Source organism: Pedobacter sp. N36a (assembly GCF_014472395.1).
In the GTDB taxonomy this organism is placed as follows: domain Bacteria; phylum Bacteroidota; class Bacteroidia; order Sphingobacteriales; family Sphingobacteriaceae; genus Pedobacter.
Window position 1 is genome coordinate 137,916 of sequence record NZ_JACSZW010000005.1, and the last position, 18,442, is coordinate 156,357.

General features: G+C 37.9%; 17 protein-coding genes. 4 read left to right on the forward strand and 13 right to left on the reverse strand.

Annotation, left to right across the window (positions count from 1 at the left end):
* Positions 1 to 281 precede the first annotated feature (281 nt).
* The 3 genes from H9X96_RS11640 to H9X96_RS11650 are packed head-to-tail and all read left to right on the forward strand — an operon-like array spanning position 282 to position 3,386.
* Positions 282 to 1,406 carry a glycosyltransferase gene (locus H9X96_RS11640; RefSeq protein ID WP_187666442.1) on the forward strand — a complete coding sequence of 375 codons (1,125 nt, stop codon included), beginning with the start codon at positions 282 to 284 and terminating at the stop codon, positions 1,404 to 1,406.
* Positions 1,396 to 2,388 carry a glycosyltransferase family 2 protein gene (locus H9X96_RS11645; protein ID WP_187666443.1) on the forward strand — a complete coding sequence of 331 codons (993 nt, stop codon included), beginning with the start codon at positions 1,396 to 1,398 and terminating at the stop codon, positions 2,386 to 2,388. Before H9X96_RS11640 ends, H9X96_RS11645 begins: the two co-directional genes overlap by 11 nt.
* An 11-nt stretch (positions 2,389 to 2,399) precedes the next feature.
* Entirely contained in the window at positions 2,400 to 3,386 is a 987-nt protein-coding gene (locus tag H9X96_RS11650) for a UbiA family prenyltransferase (RefSeq protein ID WP_187666444.1), read from the forward strand.
* An 11-nt stretch (positions 3,387 to 3,397) separates the two neighbouring features.
* Here H9X96_RS11650 and H9X96_RS11655 read toward each other — a convergent pair whose 3' ends face one another.
* From H9X96_RS11655 to H9X96_RS11670, 4 genes are read right to left on the reverse strand one after another with little or no spacing between them, the layout of a single operon-like run.
* Positions 3,398 to 3,829 (reverse strand): hypothetical protein, encoded by a 432-nt coding sequence (locus H9X96_RS11655; RefSeq protein ID WP_187666445.1) that lies wholly within the window; start codon positions 3,827 to 3,829, stop codon positions 3,398 to 3,400.
* Positions 3,830 to 3,832: 3 nt separating this feature from the next.
* On the reverse strand, positions 3,833 to 5,272 hold the full coding sequence (locus tag H9X96_RS11660) for a GMC oxidoreductase (protein ID WP_187666446.1): 1,440 nt from the start codon (positions 5,270 to 5,272) through the stop codon (positions 3,833 to 3,835).
* Positions 5,273 to 5,310: 38 nt separating this feature from the next.
* Positions 5,311 to 6,309, reverse strand: a complete 999-nt coding sequence (locus H9X96_RS11665) for a UbiA prenyltransferase family protein (protein ID WP_187666447.1) — start codon at positions 6,307 to 6,309, stop codon at positions 5,311 to 5,313.
* 11 nt (positions 6,310 to 6,320) lie between these two features.
* Positions 6,321 to 7,004 carry an HAD family hydrolase gene (locus tag H9X96_RS11670; protein WP_187666448.1) on the reverse strand — a complete coding sequence of 228 codons (684 nt, stop codon included), beginning with the start codon at positions 7,002 to 7,004 and terminating at the stop codon, positions 6,321 to 6,323.
* A gap of 66 nt (positions 7,005 to 7,070) precedes the next feature.
* On the opposite strand from H9X96_RS11670, the gene H9X96_RS11675 reads away from it, so the two are divergent.
* Positions 7,071 to 8,675, forward strand: coding sequence for a glycosyltransferase family 39 protein (locus H9X96_RS11675; protein ID WP_187666449.1), 1,605 nt, complete (start codon positions 7,071 to 7,073; stop codon positions 8,673 to 8,675).
* Position 8,676: 1 nt separating this feature from the next.
* Here the strand turns inward: H9X96_RS11675 and H9X96_RS11680 are convergent, their stop codons facing one another.
* The 9 genes from H9X96_RS11680 to H9X96_RS11720 all read right to left on the reverse strand — a co-directional run bounded on the left by H9X96_RS11680 (position 8,677) and on the right by H9X96_RS11720 (position 18,439).
* Positions 8,677 to 9,528, reverse strand: a complete 852-nt coding sequence (locus tag H9X96_RS11680) for a beta-1,6-N-acetylglucosaminyltransferase (protein WP_187666450.1) — start codon at positions 9,526 to 9,528, stop codon at positions 8,677 to 8,679.
* 185 nt (positions 9,529 to 9,713) lie between these two features.
* On the reverse strand, positions 9,714 to 11,411 hold the full coding sequence (locus tag H9X96_RS11685; protein ID WP_187666451.1) for a GMC oxidoreductase: 1,698 nt from the start codon (positions 11,409 to 11,411) through the stop codon (positions 9,714 to 9,716).
* A 2-nt stretch (positions 11,412 to 11,413) separates the two neighbouring features.
* Positions 11,414 to 11,989, reverse strand: coding sequence for a gluconate 2-dehydrogenase subunit 3 family protein (locus H9X96_RS11690; protein WP_187666452.1), 576 nt, complete (start codon positions 11,987 to 11,989; stop codon positions 11,414 to 11,416).
* An 89-nt stretch (positions 11,990 to 12,078) separates the two neighbouring features.
* Positions 12,079 to 12,951 (reverse strand): glycosyltransferase family 8 protein, encoded by an 873-nt coding sequence (locus H9X96_RS11695; RefSeq protein WP_187666453.1) that lies wholly within the window; start codon positions 12,949 to 12,951, stop codon positions 12,079 to 12,081.
* A gap of 43 nt (positions 12,952 to 12,994) precedes the next feature.
* A complete protein-coding gene (locus tag H9X96_RS11700; RefSeq protein ID WP_187666454.1) occupies positions 12,995 to 14,347 on the reverse strand; it encodes a lipopolysaccharide biosynthesis protein in 1,353 nt (450 codons plus the stop codon).
* 255 nt (positions 14,348 to 14,602) lie between these two features.
* Positions 14,603 to 16,015 carry a hypothetical protein gene (locus tag H9X96_RS11705; protein ID WP_187666455.1) on the reverse strand — a complete coding sequence of 471 codons (1,413 nt, stop codon included), beginning with the start codon at positions 16,013 to 16,015 and terminating at the stop codon, positions 14,603 to 14,605.
* Positions 16,016 to 16,036: 21 nt separating this feature from the next.
* Positions 16,037 to 16,183: a hypothetical protein gene (locus H9X96_RS11710; protein WP_187666456.1), complete on the reverse strand. Its 147-nt coding sequence runs from the start codon at positions 16,181 to 16,183 to the stop codon at positions 16,037 to 16,039.
* Positions 16,184 to 16,476: 293 nt separating this feature from the next.
* Complete coding sequence (locus H9X96_RS11715) at positions 16,477 to 17,280, reverse strand: glycosyltransferase family 2 protein (protein ID WP_187666457.1); 804 nt, start codon at positions 17,278 to 17,280, stop codon at positions 16,477 to 16,479.
* A 7-nt stretch (positions 17,281 to 17,287) separates the two neighbouring features.
* Positions 17,288 to 18,439, reverse strand: a complete 1,152-nt coding sequence (locus H9X96_RS11720) for a glycosyltransferase family 1 protein (RefSeq protein ID WP_187666458.1) — start codon at positions 18,437 to 18,439, stop codon at positions 17,288 to 17,290.
* Between the last annotated feature and the right edge of the window lie 3 nt (positions 18,440 to 18,442).

Sequence of the window (18,442 nt, forward strand, 5' to 3'; positions counted from 1 at the left end):
CGAAACCTTTAAATAACTGCTGCTTTTTTTAGATTTGCTCATCTCTCGAACTACCCAATTTCATACACGGAGTCCTTTTCCAGCAAATATACGGTGCTTAAAAAACGTAAAAAGAGTCTGTTATTAAGAAAGGAACGCTATCTTTAGCCTGAAGACGCGGCGGATATCATGTCGAAAATGTAAAGGAAATCTTCGTTTGATATTGAACCCGCCAAATCACAGGCAATTTGAAAAAATTGAAGAATAAAAATCATCAAGAAATAGCTATAATCACCTGCTGTATGGACGACTGGGGCGGAAGTGAAGAACTTTGGGCAAAAAGTATCCCTATGTTAAAAAAAGGTACCCGTCTGAGGTTATATAAAAATCGTATCAACAGATCGCATCCCGAGTTTGTTAAACTGATCGAGCAGCAAGTCAATTTGATAGAGCTGGAGCCTGACCTTTCTTTAGCCCAACAATTCAAAAGAAAAATCGGACAGCTGATTAAAAGAGCGACCATCAAAAATTATAGACAAAATGCAGGTTTAGATCGGTTCAGGGATCAGTTGAAGAAACAGCCTCCAGAACTGGTGATCGTTGCGCAGGGAATCAATTTTGATGGTCTGATTTACGCTTATGAATGTCACCTGCTGAACATACCATATGTAATTATTGCGCAGAAGGCAGTTGATTTTTATTGGCCCTATCCTACTGACCGCGACTATATGAAGCAAACGCTGCTTCATGCAAAACAATGCTTTTTTGTTTCCAATCATAATAAGACTTTAACTGAAGAACAATTTGGATTGCGCTTAAACAACAGCACTGTTGTTTTTAATCCCATAAAAACCAAGGTTCATATCTTACCACATCCGGATACCGTTAATGGATATAAGCTGGCTTGTGTAGCCCGTCTATTTGTCATTGATAAGGCCCAGGATATTTTAATAAGGATCATGAATAAAAAGAAGTGGAGGGAAAGACCCATTATGCTTTCTTTTATCGGATCTGGACTAGATGAACAAGGCATTAAAGAAATGGCGCAGCTTTTAGCACTCGACAATGTTGAGTTCAATGGTTTTCATGAGGATATAGATAACTTATGGAGAAATTATCACGCCCTGTTATTGCCTTCGAGAAGTGAAGGACTTCCATTGTCAATGATTGAGGCCATGTCCGTTGGACGTACTGTTATTGTCAGTAATGCCGGTGGCAATGCCGATATCATTAACGACAGTATAAATGGTTTCATAGCAGAAGCCACAGAAAAAGATTTTGAATCTGCTATGGAACGCGCATGGGAACTGCGCGATCAATGGCCAGAAATAGGAAAAGCAGCTTCATTACATATAACAAATCACCTCCCAATTTCTCCGGAAACGGATTTCGCGAATCAACTAAACTTCCTGCTAGATGAGTTATAACCCATTAGTTTCGATTGTTATCCCCACATTTAATAGAGCAGATAAGCTCTCTGATGCTATTGAAAGTGCCCTCAATCAAACTTATAAAAATGTTCAGGTAATTGTTATTGACGACGGATCGACAGATGACACCGCTGAGCTTGTCAAAAAATACCCAGAGGTAGAATATCATTGGCAGAAAAACGGCGGACAAGCCGCAGCAAGAAATAAAGGCTTAAAAAATGCAAAAGGCCCAATTCTGGCTTCTTTGGATTCAGATGACCTCTGGTATCCAAATTTCCTGGAAAGATGTGTGGAAAAACTGGAATCAGACCATCTTGATTTCGTTTTCGCAAACTGGGATCAGGATGTAAAAGTTGGAGACAGCTGGGATTTTTTATCCGGTGACCCGTTTTTAAAGCCATATCATCAGCACATCAAAAACCATTGGTCAGATCTCGGTAACAAAGAATTAAGAAATCTATTCCTTAAGGCCTGCCCTTCCCCTTCCTCCGCTGTGGTTATCCGTAAATCTTCGATTGTTTCAGGCTGGGATGAGCAAATTAACATTGGAGATGATTGGTGTATGTACCTGGAAATGATCCTGACAAAGAAATGTAAAGCCGCATATACGCTGGATCGCTTATGGAGAAAACGTGTGGACGAGATCAACATTTTTGACGGTAGAAAATGGAGCGAGATTCTGGAATTCCTATATATTGCTGATTTAAAAATTAAAATAGATAAGTTTAAGGACATGCTTCACAAAGATGAACTCAAAATCCTACAAAGAAGGTATATGGCGAGTCTGGTGGAATTGTCCAAACATAACCTAATTCGGGAATTCAACATCCCCCATTCTTTCCGCTTATTGAAACGCTCATTTGCAATTGATATTCCTTTTACCCTGAGAACCATCCCCACTGTGATGATGAAGGGATTTGCCAGTAAAGTGAAAAATTTAACGGAGAAGTTTAATAAACAAAATAATCTAACCCCCTAAAAGCGCAGCTATTGAGGTTTTTTAAAATAATCAGGTCTGTAGAATGGTGGGAATATAAATTACCGCCATTACTAGCTATTGGTTATGCTACCGCATTAAAAACCGAAGGTGTTTTTTTGATGGCTATCCCCCAATTGCTATTCTTACTATTTGCTCTGGTGATTGGTGCTGTTTATGTAAGTATCATCAATGATTTGACGGATATTGAAGCCGACCTAGCCAGTGGAAAAGCCAATAGAATGGTGGGCATACGTCCTGAAATCCGATGGATTTTTCCCACCATATGCTTATTGGCAGGTCTGGTATGCGGTTATTTTTTGTATCCCGATCGTTTATCTATCTTTTTATACCTGATCCCATGGATCAGTTTCAGCCTTTATTCTTTCCGTCCGGTCAGGTTAAAAAACAGGAAGATTTGGGGTGTCCTGGCTGATGCTTCTGGCTCCCATATTTTTACGAGTCTCTTAATGGTGAGTAGCATTAGTTATGCGACCGGGCAATCTATAGACTGGCTTTGGTTTTGGAGTACCGGTGTCTGGGCTTTGTGTTATGGCTCCAGGGGAATCCTCTGGCACCAGTTCTATGATCGGAAAAACGACATTCAGGCAGATTTAAATACTTATGCAGTAAACATCTTACCTGATCGTTTCAGAAATAAAGAAATCACCATTTTCTGTATAGAACTTGCAGCAATCGCAACCATGCTGTTTTCGCTGCAGCTACTCCTACCTGTGTTATTTTTGATCCTTTATGTTTTGCTTGCAGTGATCCGTTCAACACGCCTGCAGTATATCCCTGTCCTCATTATTTCTCCAGAAAACCAGCCTTTCCACATCTTAATGGCCGATTTTTATCAGGTATTTTTCCCCCTTGCACTATTGATTACCGCAGCCTTTGTACAACCCTATGCCTGGATGATATTACTCGCTCATCTGGTACTTTTCCCTCAAAAAACCCTCACCGCAATTAAAGATTTTAAGTCTTTACTATCAAAATAGCAAAGTCCAGATCATGGCTCTCCAATTTCATCAGGTGGATAAAGTAAATAAGAAAATGGATTTGGAACTGGGCTTTTGTAGGGATTATAGAGCCCTATATATCGAACTATCCTGGTTTCATCAGTCTTATGGATAAAAAAATCACTCGACAGCAAAAATGTCCTGATCAATTCAAAAATCAGATTTGAATCTTCCCAATTCATGTTGAGGTAGTACATTGTTTTCCATCTTAAATTGGTCATGATATGATTTCCTCCAGCGGCAAAATAATCATCCACATAATGAGCTACACTTCCAGGTTCCAGCTTCAAATATTTAAATTCACGTTCGATGAGTAAGGCCGCAAACTGTTTTACTCCTGGAGACACAAAATACAAAGTAGGAGGAATAAGTATGCTTCCTGAGGCCAGGCCTGTTAACAATAAAAATTTCCTGCGCTTCATAACTTAAAAGGCTTGGTCTGCTGCATACAAAGATAATGCAGATAAGGTTAATGTTGGATTTGAAGCACTAAATGTAGTAAAGCCTCCTGCGCCGAGTACAAATAGGTTTCTATATTGATGATGGATTAAATGCTGATCCACCACACCCAGCTTAGGATCTTTGCTCATTCTTGTTCCACCGATAATATGTCCCTCATTTGGAAAGGGCTCCAGGTATTTTAATTTTTCTACCGGTAAGCAGGATAAAATTCCAGGAAGAGTTTTCTTCATATTATCAATTGCTTTCATGGTATACGAAGAACGCTCCGTAAAATGGACTTCAGGAATCAGTTTATTAGCAGAAGTGGTGATGTAGTTATTATAGAGTGGCAAGTCTTCAAATAACAAGCGGAAGCTGGCAATATTCAGCCATTTCCCACGCTCCATACGGATATAATAGGGTGCATTATTCACTTCCATTAAGCAGGCGGCAAAGTCTTTCCTATGTGCTCCATCATAAAGCATATAGCCATTGGCATTCACCCAGGTACTTCCCCCAACATTTTTCATTCCATCCAGGTAAATCAAGACTTGCATACCAAGTTGCTCACCAAATCCTCTTCCAGTTAAGGGATTTTTGTCTCCGGCATTTAACAGAATGTTCGTATTAAAAAAAGGATTGGCGCCTAATGCAACGACCTCTCCAGAGGCCTGGTATTCTTTCCCATCTAATTGATATAGGACCTTGTTAACCACATCATTCTGAACTTCCAAACTATAAACCTGCGCGCCATACACTAACTCTACCCGTTTATCTTCATAAACACCCAAATTTGCATTTTCCAACGTAAATTTGGCATTTACAGGACAAATGTCGCAGGTACTGGAGGTCATGCAGCGGTTTCTGCCATTTGCAGCCCTGCTCGCCCTTGCTGTAGGCTGACTGATGTATTGATTGCCATAGGTTTTATGTAAAATCTTGTCGACGATACTAAACTCATGCGGGGGTAAAGGATATTTACCTTTACGGGGAAAAGGAGTTCCCTCCGGACCCGAAATAGACATCAGCTCCTCGGCTTCATAATAATAGGGATCGAGGTCATCGTAATCTACCGGCCAGTCTTCTCCAATCCCAAAAAGACTCTTCATCTTGAAATCTGAAGGCATGAACCTGGGGGTACAGCCCCACCAACAGTTAGAACAGCCGCCATAACCCGTTGTGAAAGGCCATCTTTTCTTGGTATTCATATTGACAATCGCTTCTTCCCAAGGCGCTTCATACTTTTGAAAATCTGAATGCTCCCCTTTCTTTACTTTTAGTCTTTCTGCATGAGGGTAAAAATGTCCGCGCTCTAAAACCAACACTTTCTGATCGGATTTAACCTTAGATAAGTATTTCTTTAAGAAGAAACTGGATGCAAAACCAGTTCCAACTACGATTAAATCATAATGGCTATTTTTCATTTAGAATAAAATAAAAGCTAAATAATTGAGGATTCAAATTAGTAATTATTAGCATTTTTCAAGAACCAGTGTAACCATGGAATGTCAACAAACATCAAAATACATAACAATGTAGTAAATAAAACAAGGTACAGCATAAACCATTTTCTGGTATATAACTTTTCTGAACCCTGAACCGGAGAATCATTGAGCAAACCAATACGGAGATACCATGAAAACAGCAGTGCAAAAAATGGGAAGCTGAATAGCAGTTCAATACGATCTTTAATCAGGAATATCCCCATAAAAAAAGCACAGGTAATGCCGTAAAAAAACATGGATACCAATAGGCTGTTCTCCGTATAGTGGCGAAACGACCTTCTATACTGGCCAGCAATTTCCGCATTGCCGATGAGTCTGTATTCTGCGAAACGTTTTGTGGCCATTAGAAATGCACCACCCATCCAGTAGGCAATAATAATACTAATCGGTGGAAAGGTATTGATCCAATCTAAATCCCACTTACTGTCGGGTACTCCTAAAGCCGGACTAAAAATAAACCAACCTGCCGCAAACCTAATTGGATTATTGACAGATTCGCTCAATACATCCAAGAATACACGGTCTTTGCTCCTAAATGGCTTTACATTATAAATCACCCCCATAAATAACAAAACCGCTGCTGTAGATAAGAATTTTAAGGAGACCGCATAGGCCAGCATCAATCCGATAAGGGCCAGCACTCCATACTCGAGGTATACAATAATTGGGTTGATGGTAGTGACTACGGAGGATCTTTTCTTCTTTAAAGGATGAAACTGATCGAAACCCGCATCCAGGTATTCATTAATTACATAATTAGCCGATGCCACTAAGCAGATGCTGATAATTCCAATCACGATTTTAAACAGCAATGCTGCTTCAAAAGGAGTATGAAAAACAGACAATGCAAAAAGCATCCCGGGAACCATAAACAAATTCTTCACCCAATTATCTGGCCTCGCAATCGCGATATAATCCTGTAAAGTTGCCGCTTTCCTCGTTTGTTCGTTTATCATATATGCAACAGTTATAATCTTGATTTTGTAAGGCTGGCGTATAATGCTTCATAAAAAGAATCGCCGTATTTTTGTTTGTTGACCAATAGAAATGGAATCCCTGCAGCATTAGCACAAGCACCATCAAGCTCCAATCGATCACCTATAAAAAGACATTTTTGCTTATCCTGAATTTTCAATTCCGATAAGATAAAGTTCAAGCCATCAGGCAAAGGTTTCAATGCATTAATTTTTGTCTGGGTAGAGCTTGCCACTAAATCTACCTGTAAATTCAAATGCTGCAACTTTTGCTCTGCATCATAATCAGAATAAACTGCAGTTGCAATCTTCTTCTTTTCCAGCTCCTCGAAAAAAGCTGTTACACCTGGATATTTACAGTTGGAAAGGTATAGATTCGGGAGATTAAAAATCCAATCCGCGACGACCCTTTTAACCTCCCCTACTGATGAATTTACCTTGTTTAGGCACCACTCATATTGTGCCTCCTCTAAATTCCCAGACTTGTATCCGGCATGCTTTTCTCTTTCTTTCCTAAAATGATATAAAATTAATAAGTCATAATATTTCCATGGCCTAATGATATAATGCCCAATTAACGCCAAAAGCATTTTCTTTCTTAACTTAGCCTGATCATAAAGTGTGCCGTCCACGTCGAAGATCACTAATTCGATTGTGTCCCATGGTATGTCTTTCAATTATTTATCTCTATTTAGTGGTAAAATTATTAAAAAAATCGATATTTCGAACGTTATTAACTATAAATGAACTCAATAATCTACAGCTCTTTCTTAGATAAAAGGAAACAATGGAACCTGCTATTGGTTATTTTTTTAATCATTGGAATCCTCATTAGACTATTTCATTTTTTCTACAATCGTTCTTTATGGATGGATGAAGTGTATTTATCCAGTAGTTTTTTAAGGATGGATGCCATACAACTCCTGACTAATCCTCTCGATTATCAGCAAAAAGCACCGGTTGGCTTTCTCTTATTGGTAAAATTTACCGTAAATATCTTTGGACCTAACGAGAAGGCCTTACGGTTGATTCCATTAATTTCGGGAATGGCAGCTTTATTCTTATTTGTTCCGGTCGCTAATTATTTTCTGAAAAAGCCAGCAGCAATAATGGCAATCGGCATACTTTGCTTTTCACCGGCGTTGGTTTACCATAGTGTTGAAATTAAACAATATGCTACAGAACTGTTGGCAACGGTTGCCGTACTATACCTTTTTATCCAGTACCAGGCAGCGAGAAAATATAAAGACTTACTCATTTGGGGGCTAAGCGGCGCGCTGATCTTATGGTTTTCTTATTCTGCCATTTTCCTGCTGGGAGGAATAGCCATCAGTATGAGCTTCTCCTATCTGCTGCTTAAAAAATGGAAGCTCTTTACGATCAGCATTCTTCCATTTGGCCTATGGCTAGTTAGTTTTTCTCTCAACTACCTACTTTTCACCTATAAACATGCACAGTCGGAATGGATTGCTTATTGGTTCAGATCTTATGAAAATTTCATGCCCTTTCCCCCTACTTCTATATCGGAATTAAATTGGTTTTGGCTAAATCTTTACCGGCTAATGGACTATCCATTAGGCTTAATATGGAATTTTAATCCATTAATGAAAATATTCATCATACCCATCCTATTGTTGATTTATGGGATATACTCCTTTTTAAAAGAAAATAAAACAGTAGCCTGGGTGCTGCTGACACCCTGCTTACTTACCTTAATCGCCTCAGGACTGGAACTCTACCCACTCACGGAAAGGTTTTGGGTGTTTATTTCACCAGTTTTCATACTGTTTATTGCCAAAGGATTTGAATGCGGAACTGCTCGGATTAAATCGAAAAACGCAGTTATCATTTTATCATTTGTGGTCATCTTACCAGCAATAGTACAATCGGCAATCTTTATTTTTCAACCAGCGCAATTTTATGTCCATAAGAAATCCTATCAACGTGAGGCATTACAATTCATAAATCAGCGGTACCAGGATGGTGATGCCGTGTATATCTATTGGAACAACTTACCAGGGTACAAGGTGTACAAAATAATGCAGCTCTTTAAATTTAATGCCATAGAAGGAATCGATCACCGAAAACAGGCGAATAGCTACAGCAATTACGAACAATTATTAAGTGATGATTTTAAACAGTTCAACGGAAGCAAGAGAGTGTGGTTAATTTTTAACACTCAATTCCAAACCGACATCGGAGACGGCATTGATGAACCTTATTGGTACTACAAAGACCCCATAAAACCCATGGATCATCTGCTAGATATGTTTAATAAATTTGGTAAACCCTTAAAGAAATATGTGACGAAAGATGTCAGTGTCTATTTATTCGAAGTTCATCAATAAATTATTCCGTCTGCTCATCTATTCTGCGCAAAACTTCTTCACTCATTGGCATATCGAATTTCCTGGCAAAAAACATATTTGAATCTTTCATCAATGGCAAATCTTCCATCTCTAAAATCCTGGGATTTGCTTTTCCTTCCGGAAAATCGATATAACGCAAATTGTCATTGATCATCTGCTCTTTGAAAGGAGAGTTGAGTAAAATGGTTGGAATCACAAATTCATCGGTTCCCCAGCAAAACTTCAAGAACTTATCAAGCTTGCTTTCCTGGTTGAAAAAATTAGATAAGTAACTGGCAGATTCATAATTTAATGTCCACCAGCTAGCCTTCCGACCTCCATATAGCTTTAACGACATAGGAAACTTCCTGATTGGCAGCACTTTATTCATCATTCGCTCCAAAAAGTAACTCCCAAAAAAGTTAAAGTCGGTGAGGTGATAGTGCTGATATCGCTGGATAGCCATTTTCCACCAGCCAGATTCTTCTGATTCATAAAAAATAAAAGAATTTTTCTGATGCACTAAAAGAAAGTCATAGAATTCCTGATTTTTCCTTATTGGGTAATCCTGAGCACTCATTAAGTTATAAAAACCATAACTGGTTTCGTTCGCCTGTGTTTCTTTTAAGGAGTTTAACATTGCTTTTAGCGTGCTATGACCTCCCCAGTTACAAACCACTCTGTTTCTTATAAAGTATACCCCTTTGATCTCTTTTAAAAACAGAAAGCTTTCTATCTCGATTTTTTTGTCAATATGGATGTAAAAATCGAAATTTTCATGCTGCATTTTCCTAATTAAACGCTCAAGCTGCAGTGGATTTTTATGTGCAATTATAATATTAGCTACGCGCATCACCAGTTAAATTAAATACATATGACCATTAAATAAAGGCTCCATCACTTTATCATTAATTAAAATTTGAAGGGAATTTTTAGTTTCCCCGGCCCTCAATAGGTTAAATAGCATTTTAGGTACTTTGGCCATCACAAACTTACTTCCATTAAACAACTGATTTATAGTCAAATTACAAGCCATAATTACAATTTACCATTTTTCAGCTGCTGATAAGCAAATTCACAGGCCCTTGCTGTAAGTGCCATATAAGTTAAAGAAGGATTTTGACAACCTGAGGAAGTCATTGCGCTCCCATCCGTTATAAAAACATTCTTTGCATTGTGCATCTGATTGAATTTATTTAACACAGAAGTCTTGGGATCATGTCCCATACGTGCGGTTCCCATCTCGTGGACAGTGCTCCCGCCAGACTTTTTATAATTGAAAACCTCGACATCTTTAAATCCAGCACCTTCCAACATTTCTGCAGAGGTTTGCTGTATGTCCATCATCATTTTATTTTCATTCTCAGCAAATGAAAAATCGATTTTAACCAAAGGCAGTCCCCATTTATCCTTTTGAATTTTGTCTAGTGTAATTTGATTCTCAAAATAAGGCAAACACTCTCCCCAACCCGCCATCCAGACTGTCCAGTCGCCAGGTGTAGAGAGTTGCTTTTTAAAATCCTTTCCAAATCCATTCAGATTATAGGAAAGGTCCTGCCACTCCATCCTTTCTCCATGGCCCTGAATATTATATCCTCTCTTAAAGTTAAGATTTTCACCATCTTTAAGATTTCTATAACGCGGAATTAAGAATCCACAAGGTCTTCGTCCTTTATAATAATAATCTTTAAACTGGTCATGAATCCCATAAGCACCTGCGGAAGAGTGGTGATCCATTAAATTATGACCTATCTGCTCACTGTCGTTCCCAAAACCATTAGGAAAACGGGAAGATACCGAGTTCAACAATAGGCTTGCTGTAGCGATAGTGGAGGCATTTATAAAAAGTATTTTAGCATAAAACTCATAAACTTCATTACTGAGTGTATCGATTACTCTTACTCCTTTTGCCATTTGACGCTGTTCATCATAAAGGATTTCCGTTACGATGGAGAAAGGCCTCAGGGTTAAATTACCAGTAGCCACTGCAGCGGGAATAGTAGAACTATTGCTACTAAAATAGCCGCCAAAAGGACATCCGCGTTCACACAAATTCCGATTCTGACAAGGACCTCGATGATCCCATCCCCGGGTTAAATTAGCAACCCTTGCGATGGTTAATAAACGATTATGTTCATTTTTTTTTATGGAATCTCCGAGGTGTTTTTCAATATAATTCAATTCCATTGCTGGTAAAAACTCACCATCCGGCAAATGGGCTAAATTTTCCTGCTGTCCGCTTACGCCAATAAAAGATTCCACATAACTATACCACGGTGCCAAATCCTTGTATCTAATTGGCCAGTCAACTGTAATACCATCCTTCAGGTTGGCCTCAAAATCAAGGTCACTCATGCGATAACATTGCCTACCCCACACCAATGACCGACCTCCTACCTGATACCCTCTCACCCAGTCAAAAGGCTGTTCCTGTAGATAAGGATGCTCAGCATCACTCACAAAAAAATGTTTTGTCGAAGGATTATAAGTATTGCTTTGAACCGGATCAGTTTCCCGGTCCTTTAAAGTATTGTTAAGTCCGTATTTAAAATCCCAGGGATTAAGATTTGCGGTGGGGTAATCTACAATATGCTCCACATTCCTTCCTCTTTCCAGCAGTAAGGTTTTAAACCCTTTTTTACAAAGCTCCATTGCTGCCCATCCGCCACTTATTCCAGAACCAATGACGATCGCATCATAAGTATTCAATTCCTTTGTTTTGTTGCTGTTATACATAGCTATTTTGTCGCCCAGGATTTTTGATTTGGTTTTAGTTTAATACAGGCTTCGAAATTACCCGGAATATAGTCATACACCAAGCCCTGCGTTGCGCCTGGTTTCGACATACAATATCCTTCAATCGTTAAATCTTTCAGTGTGATGTAAAATGATTCTCCAAAAATTTTCTTATTTATCCTATTTAAGATCCGGTAGGAAAATCCGGAATGGTTGGCAATATATTCAAAAACAGTTTGCTTTTCCTGATCAGAGCAATTCAAAAATGATCTCCCATATTTACGCATGGAATGCGACTCCACAAGCTCCAGACCTGAACAAAACTTATTTTGTTTTTTAATGTCCATACAATGGATCAAAACCTTAATAATATAGTCTGCAACATTAGCCGACTTTGCTCCTGGGGTATCTGTTTCAGGAATAATGATCTCGGACAATTCCGCGACCAGATCCTTCTTGCTCCACAATAAAACCGGATCGACCTGACGTGTCAGTTCCTTCCATTTAAAGATAGAAAACGATGCCCCCCCCAGGGCTCCAAGCACCAAAATGCGCTTAAAATAACTCCTTCTGTTCACTAAGTTCTATCTAAAATTAATCATTCATATCCAGCATACGGCATTAAAGATTTAAAAACTATCAATGGATCCTATTGAAAAAAGCCCTTCTATTTAAAAAACAATTTAATTTTCTCCAACATATTATTAATTTTCTTCAAATACCTAGTCGTTTCTCCGATAGGTTGGAAGTCACTAAACTTTGTTTTATTCAGGTAGTAGAAAAACTCGTCTTTATAATTATAAGCGTAGGTTTTATAAATCGGCTTACGGTGAAAATAATGAATTAAACTTGGGCGTGGATCCGTACAAACAGAAAAACAATTCCACTTTCCATCTATCTCAAACCAGTTTCCAATTAATGCAATGTTCAAACCATATTGATCTCCTAAGCCTGCATATTTTTTATTGTTATTGATGGCGTCAAATGTCTTCTGAGTAACATCCAATGCTCTCCATTTGTCAATATTGATCACCTGCATACCCGCATTAAAATATTTCTGATTTGGATCTAAGCCCAGTTCACTATAGTTTTCGATCCCTTCAGCAATGGTTTTTACATCAGGCCCATCATTGACTGCTCCAATAACTTTGTCACCGATATCCATTTTCCATAAATTACTGATGTCGTCCAGCATAATCATATCTACATCAAGGAAGATAATTCGGTTCAGCTCTTTAGGAATAAAATACGGAATCAGCAGTCTGATATAAGTATTTAATGGATAGGTATTATTGACCAGTGGCAAAGTCACATCTTCAGGGATAATTTCCTCCATTTTTAACCAGATGATATTCATCTTGTCCAAGGTCAATGAAGCCATTAGCTTTTGCTTACTCAACTTAGATATCTGGTCATCCACTAAATAAACATCAACCAACTCCTCAGTATGATGGTTCATTTCGATGGATTTCAAAAGTGCGGCTAATAGCACCACATAATGGTTATCACAAGCTAATATTATAGAGATTTTCTTACTCATTATTATGATTTATATATATTATGATATTTGAAACAAAATACCATTAACCTCGGGTTAAAAATGTACGATTAACTTGTTTTAAAAATACAACTATTTCTTTATAGCCAATCACAAAAATACCCCAAAAACTAAATTTAGCATATCTATAGAGCGGATAATAGGTCATGATGATCGCAATTAGGGTTGGAAATACTGAAGCTATAGCTATAGTATAGATGGAATGATAGATCGACATCCCAATAAAAACAGTGATAACATTCACAATCAGCATGACAATAATTTTATAAAAGTTCACTTTAGGCTGGTGGATCACGTCCAATGCCAATGCAAAGAAACGATCTGCTGGATAGAGCAATGCAATTACCATAAACATCCGGAAGAGATTTGGCGCCTGATTATTGACGTATTCTTTTCCTGCAATTAAACTAATAATTGGTTCTGCAAAAATGAGGGCAAATACCACTATCGGAATTAAAGCGATCGTGATCATCCCAATTAATTTTTTAAGGGTATACATCATCTCTTCCTTCTCATTTCTATTGTAATGCAGGGAAAGAATCGGCATCCCGCTTGCAGCAAAACTAGAAAGAGGGATTTCAATGAGCTGAATCAGCTTTCCCCCAAGGTTGTACATCGCCAGTGCGGCTGGACCGATAAAAAAATTGATGATGAAAGTGTTGGTTACACCAAAAAGGTTGGATCCAATATTGGTACCCATACTATACTTTCCAAAATGAAACAATTCAAGAACAGTTGGACGATCTGCATGGACTACCGATCTGATCATTGTCCACTTTAAGAAAAGCACAAACACACCTGAAAACAAGAAGGAAAAGCAATAACCTGCAAGGACCGAATTCAAACTTAATTTCCCAAGTAAGGCAAGTATAAAGACGATCAAAGTAAAACTGCCCTGGGTCATGATCCTAAGCCAGAGTAAACGATCAAAACGTTTATCTGCCTGGACCACACAATTGGCCATAAATGAAGGCAATGTAATAACCGAAATCAGGGAGAAATATCTAAGAAATACCGCTAAACCCTCATTACTCACATGATCCGCAATAAAATATGCCGGAATGTTCAGCAAAACCAGCAGCAAAGTAATTAGGAGTCCGATTACCCATGAGGATCCAGCAACTACTTCTGCTCTTTTCTTTTCGGTTCCACTATAAAACTTAACAAAGGTGATGGTTAAGAATCCGGCTCTTAAGGTATCAATCAGGCCTATTGCCGCCAGAAAAAAAATATAAACACCAAGATCATTCACTGAAAGTCCCCGATAGAGAATTGCCAGGGTAATCATCCCAAAACCTGCCATCACTGCATTTCCGAGCAAAGATTGAAAATGCATATTTTTGAATATAGAGAGCAGTTTTTTTAAGAATTCGAGCATGTACAACAGGTTATCAACTATGAAATCAGCAAATGATAACGAAAGATATAAAAATTATCATTCTTAAGGAGAACAAATACTTAAATGCATATTAAACCTATATAACGATAATACTCTTTCAAAAGATCATCCTCCCCCACTTTACAATAAACAGACCAAACAGACAGAAGAAATGAGTAAAAAAAATCTCCTTAACCAATATTCTGATTAAAGAGATTTCTTTCAGTTCATAAAGAAGCTAACAGTAACTGTTATTTATTCAACTGCACCTATTGATGGCCTTGATAAAGACCTAGGGTTGTTATAAATATCGAAATTAATTGCTGGAGTGGAAGAAATCTGCAGGTTCTGTCCAGTTAAAGGTGCTCCAGCATTTTTTGCTGCTGAATTCCCATTCAGCATCAATTTGCTATCATCTACTATTCCTGCTGCCGAATAACTATTAAAATATTTATTATTAAAGGAATTCGGTGGAATAGGCCCCATATCATTAAAAATAAAGTTGGTGTTATTTTGCCCAACTAGAGTAAACTTATACCCTAAATTATTAAAGATATCGGTCTTACCGCCTTGCAAACCATAAAGATCCAGAATCTCAGCTGGGAACCCTTCTTTGGGTATTAGGTTTCCACAAGTGTTATTGAATACTTTAGCATTTGAATAAGTAGTTTTCCCCGGTAACATATTATAAGGAAAAGCCTGCAATTCAAAAGCGCTGTACATTCTAGAATTAATTACAATATTATTAAAGATTAAGATCTCCTTAGGTGTAGTACCAATGCTGTAAGCCCAGGCCCTGATTGCATTTCCCTGGTGGTTTCTAATTTGATTATTATAGAATTTACCATTACCCTGAACATAAAATATTCCATTGTGGTTATTGTTATTCTGGTTGATATCCTGAATACTATTGTGATGAATATCATAGTCTTCCGCGTTCTCAAGAGATACTACACTACCTACATCTTTTGAATTCTTATAGTTCAAGTAAGCAATTTCTACATTTTTAACTAATCCGACGATCCTGCCATTCTCCACCACACCTCTGAATCTAATCAGTGTTCCCATATTCTCGCCATCAATATGAAGGAATTTCAAATTCTGGGCATAAGAAGCTTCCGAGCCATCATAATTTTTTTGAGAATCGTACTGAATCGCATTATATGAATTGACATTATTGAAAGAAGCATATCTTAATGTAAAATCGTTGATGTCATTTTTAAGCTGAATAAAAGTTCCGCCATCTGTTTTATCTCTAAAAACAAAGCCTTTATCTATTCCAGGAGTCCCATCACCAGAAATCGTTACGTTTTTAAGATTTGACAAGGTCATTTGTTTGTTCCCTGCTAATTCTACCAAACCACTATTTAAAATGAACACCGTTGCATTTAGGACACTAATATTTGAAATTTGAATATCATTATAAGAGCCTCCTTTAATTTTAATAACCGTGTTGCCTGTGATGTCCAATGTTTTTCCATCGATCGATAGGTTTCCAGAACCTGTTCCAACTTCAATTATCCTTGAATTACCAGGGACAACTACGGAGTCTTTTGGAGGCGTTGGAATAGTTGGAATTTCAGTTTCTGGCTTTGTGACGTCTGTACCTATTTCCGGGTTCTTTTTACATGCGCACAAAACAACCAATGCACATAAGGCTAAATTCATTTTTAAGGCGTTTACCATAAATTAAAAATTACTTTTACTTTGTCTAATAGGAGCAATTGTAACAAATAATCTACATATAAAAGCACGGGCTTGTACCGCTGCCAAATTAGGCTTTTCTGAAAAAACCGCCAAAGCAACTAATTGGGGAATATTTTCCTCGTTTTTCATCACTTTAGGGGTATGAAATTAAAATATTTTATGACTTATATATGACAAACAAGTCTTTAAAATATTGGGATCTCTCTGAAAACAGTAACCCATAGGTTAAATTATTTACAAAAAGATAATATTGAGGAATATACTCCACAACATTAATTGGTTATATAAAATCATTGCTGGTTACATGAAATTGTGGAAATAAAATAATGCCAAAGAATCTATTGCGCAAAAGTCACCTCAAGTTTGGATCAATAAAATAGCAAATACGCGCAACATAAGCGACTACAAAAATGAATTTAATATCATCCTAATAAAAATTTTGTCCTGGCTAAAAAAGCTTTAAACAGTCCGCCTTGTTCCATTAACCTTCTATCTGAAGTCCAAACCAGTGCACGGTTAGCTGTGATCTTATGCAGTTTTCCAAATTTACTTCTTAATTTCAGTGCCAGATACCCATCTTCGTTGGTCTCAGGTGGATGATGATAACCATCAACCTGTAAGCCTTGCTCCTTTCTATACCCTGAACTGCAGCCATATACATACATCGCTTCGTCATTACTTCTTCGTTTTATGGCTTTGAAAAAGTCCCCGGCAGTTTCGTATAGAAAATAGGGAAATCGATGAGCAGGACGATCTGATACAAAAGCAAAACGGCCATAAGTACAGGCTACAGACGGATCTTTTAGCGGCAAAGAAAGTAAATCTACCCAATACGGACTATAAAATGAGTCTGCATCAGCATTCAGGATGATTTTTCCTTTTGCTGCCTGCAGCCCAGAATTCCTTGCATGGGTTACTCCTTGCTGCTTTTCTATTAACCAGTTTGCACCACTAAGTTCAATCAACTCCTGTGTACGATCTGTAGAATTATTATTCACCACCAGTATTTCTACCTTTTGATTGGTAATTGTCCTAGACAGCGACCACAATGTTTTTAGAATAGAAGCCTCCTCATTATATGCGGGAATGCTTACAGTTACAACCGCCTGATCGGAATGAAGACGTTTAATTCCTTCTCGGATTTCGGCAACATGATCCAGGAACCATTGCCCATCATATTGCTGTGCTTCCAGGTAAGCAGGAATTCTCAAGGGTCTGATTGGCATATACTTTTTATCCTTTTGGTAATTGATTAAATGTATTATAAAGTGCCAGCAGTTGTGTTGCTGCAGCTTTCCATGTGAACTCGGCGGCCCTTCTCAGTCCTTTTTCTTTCAACTTCGCCGCTAATTCTGAATCGTTTAAGATGATGATCATTTGATCTTTTATTTGACGATAATCCAAGGGATCAACAAATAATGCCGCACCAGCAGCAACTTCAGGCATAGAAGAAGTATTAGAAGTAATTACAGGCACACCACAGGCCATGGCCTCTAATAGTGGAAGGCCAAAACTCTCCCTTAATGAAGGGTAAAGGAAAAGTCTGCTGATATTATACAATAAAGGCATTTCTTCTGAGGCGATGTATCCTGGAAATAAGAAATCTTTTTCCAAATGCTGCTCACCTAGTTTTGCCAGCAATTCAAAAACCAGGCTTTTGTCATAATCAAGAATCACCATTGGTAAGCCATCAGGTACTTCGGCCTTATAAGCTGCATAAGCTTTAATTACATTCAGCGTATTCTTCTTAGGGGCTGTATTCCCTAAAAAAAGTATAAAATCCAAAGGCAGTTGATGGGCATCTCTAAATTCTGCTAATCGTTCAGCTGCATAATTAGTATTGAATTTCGGACTCACAGCATTATAAATGACCTTCACCTTTTGTTCAGGCAAATTGAGTTTGTTTAAAATCACGTTTCTCTCAAAGTTCGAAACCGTAATGATCAATTTACTCTTATCTACAATTTTTGGAACAACAAATCTTCGATATAAGTTACCAAAATTCTGATAAGCAGTTCCCTTAAAATCAGTTTTTTCCAAGTAGATGATATCATGTAAGGTGAGCATCATTGGAACCGGCAAGCGCAATGCAGAGGTATTACATGTAGAATGTAAAAAATCCAATTTATCCTTTTTTACCTCCGCAGGAAGGGTAAACTGTTCCCAGGTAAAATAAGAACTCGCTGGAAGTGATTTTATCTTAAAATTAGCCGTTTCTGACAAACATTTCTCGTCCACATCCTTCCTTGCATAAAGAATATATTCGTTATGCTGATCGATTTTTTGAATTTCACGAATGAGCTCCAATGCAACCACTTCCATACCATGCTTCTTTTCTCTGAAAATACGTTGTACTTCTATACCTATACGGAGTTTGTCTTTCATTAG

Bases quoted from the DNA above. Each gene is read 5' to 3' on its own strand.
- H9X96_RS11640 (WP_187666442.1), top strand. From the start codon at position 282: ATGGACGACTGGGGCGGAAGTGAAGAACTTTGGGCAAAAAGTATCCCT.
- H9X96_RS11645 (WP_187666443.1), top strand. From the start codon at position 1,396: ATGAGTTATAACCCATTAGTTTCGATTGTTATCCCCACATTTAATAGA.
- H9X96_RS11655 (WP_187666445.1), bottom strand. From the start codon at position 3,829: ATGAAGCGCAGGAAATTTTTATTGTTAACAGGCCTGGCCTCAGGAAGC.
- H9X96_RS11660 (WP_187666446.1), bottom strand. From the start codon at position 5,272: ATGAAAAATAGCCATTATGATTTAATCGTAGTTGGAACTGGTTTTGCA.
- H9X96_RS11665 (WP_187666447.1), bottom strand. From the start codon at position 6,309: ATGATAAACGAACAAACGAGGAAAGCGGCAACTTTACAGGATTATATC.
- H9X96_RS11675 (WP_187666449.1), top strand. From the start codon at position 7,071: ATGAACTCAATAATCTACAGCTCTTTCTTAGATAAAAGGAAACAATGG.
- H9X96_RS11680 (WP_187666450.1), bottom strand. From the start codon at position 9,528: ATGCGCGTAGCTAATATTATAATTGCACATAAAAATCCACTGCAGCTT.
- H9X96_RS11685 (WP_187666451.1), bottom strand. From the start codon at position 11,411: ATGTATAACAGCAACAAAACAAAGGAATTGAATACTTATGATGCGATC.
- H9X96_RS11695 (WP_187666453.1), bottom strand. From the start codon at position 12,951: ATGAGTAAGAAAATCTCTATAATATTAGCTTGTGATAACCATTATGTG.
- H9X96_RS11700 (WP_187666454.1), bottom strand. From the start codon at position 14,347: ATGCTCGAATTCTTAAAAAAACTGCTCTCTATATTCAAAAATATGCAT.
- H9X96_RS11705 (WP_187666455.1), bottom strand. From the start codon at position 16,015: ATGAATTTAGCCTTATGTGCATTGGTTGTTTTGTGCGCATGTAAAAAG.
- H9X96_RS11710 (WP_187666456.1), bottom strand. From the start codon at position 16,183: ATGAAAAACGAGGAAAATATTCCCCAATTAGTTGCTTTGGCGGTTTTT.
- H9X96_RS11715 (WP_187666457.1), bottom strand. From the start codon at position 17,280: ATGCCAATCAGACCCTTGAGAATTCCTGCTTACCTGGAAGCACAGCAA.
- H9X96_RS11720 (WP_187666458.1), bottom strand. From the start codon at position 18,439: ATGAAAGACAAACTCCGTATAGGTATAGAAGTACAACGTATTTTCAGA.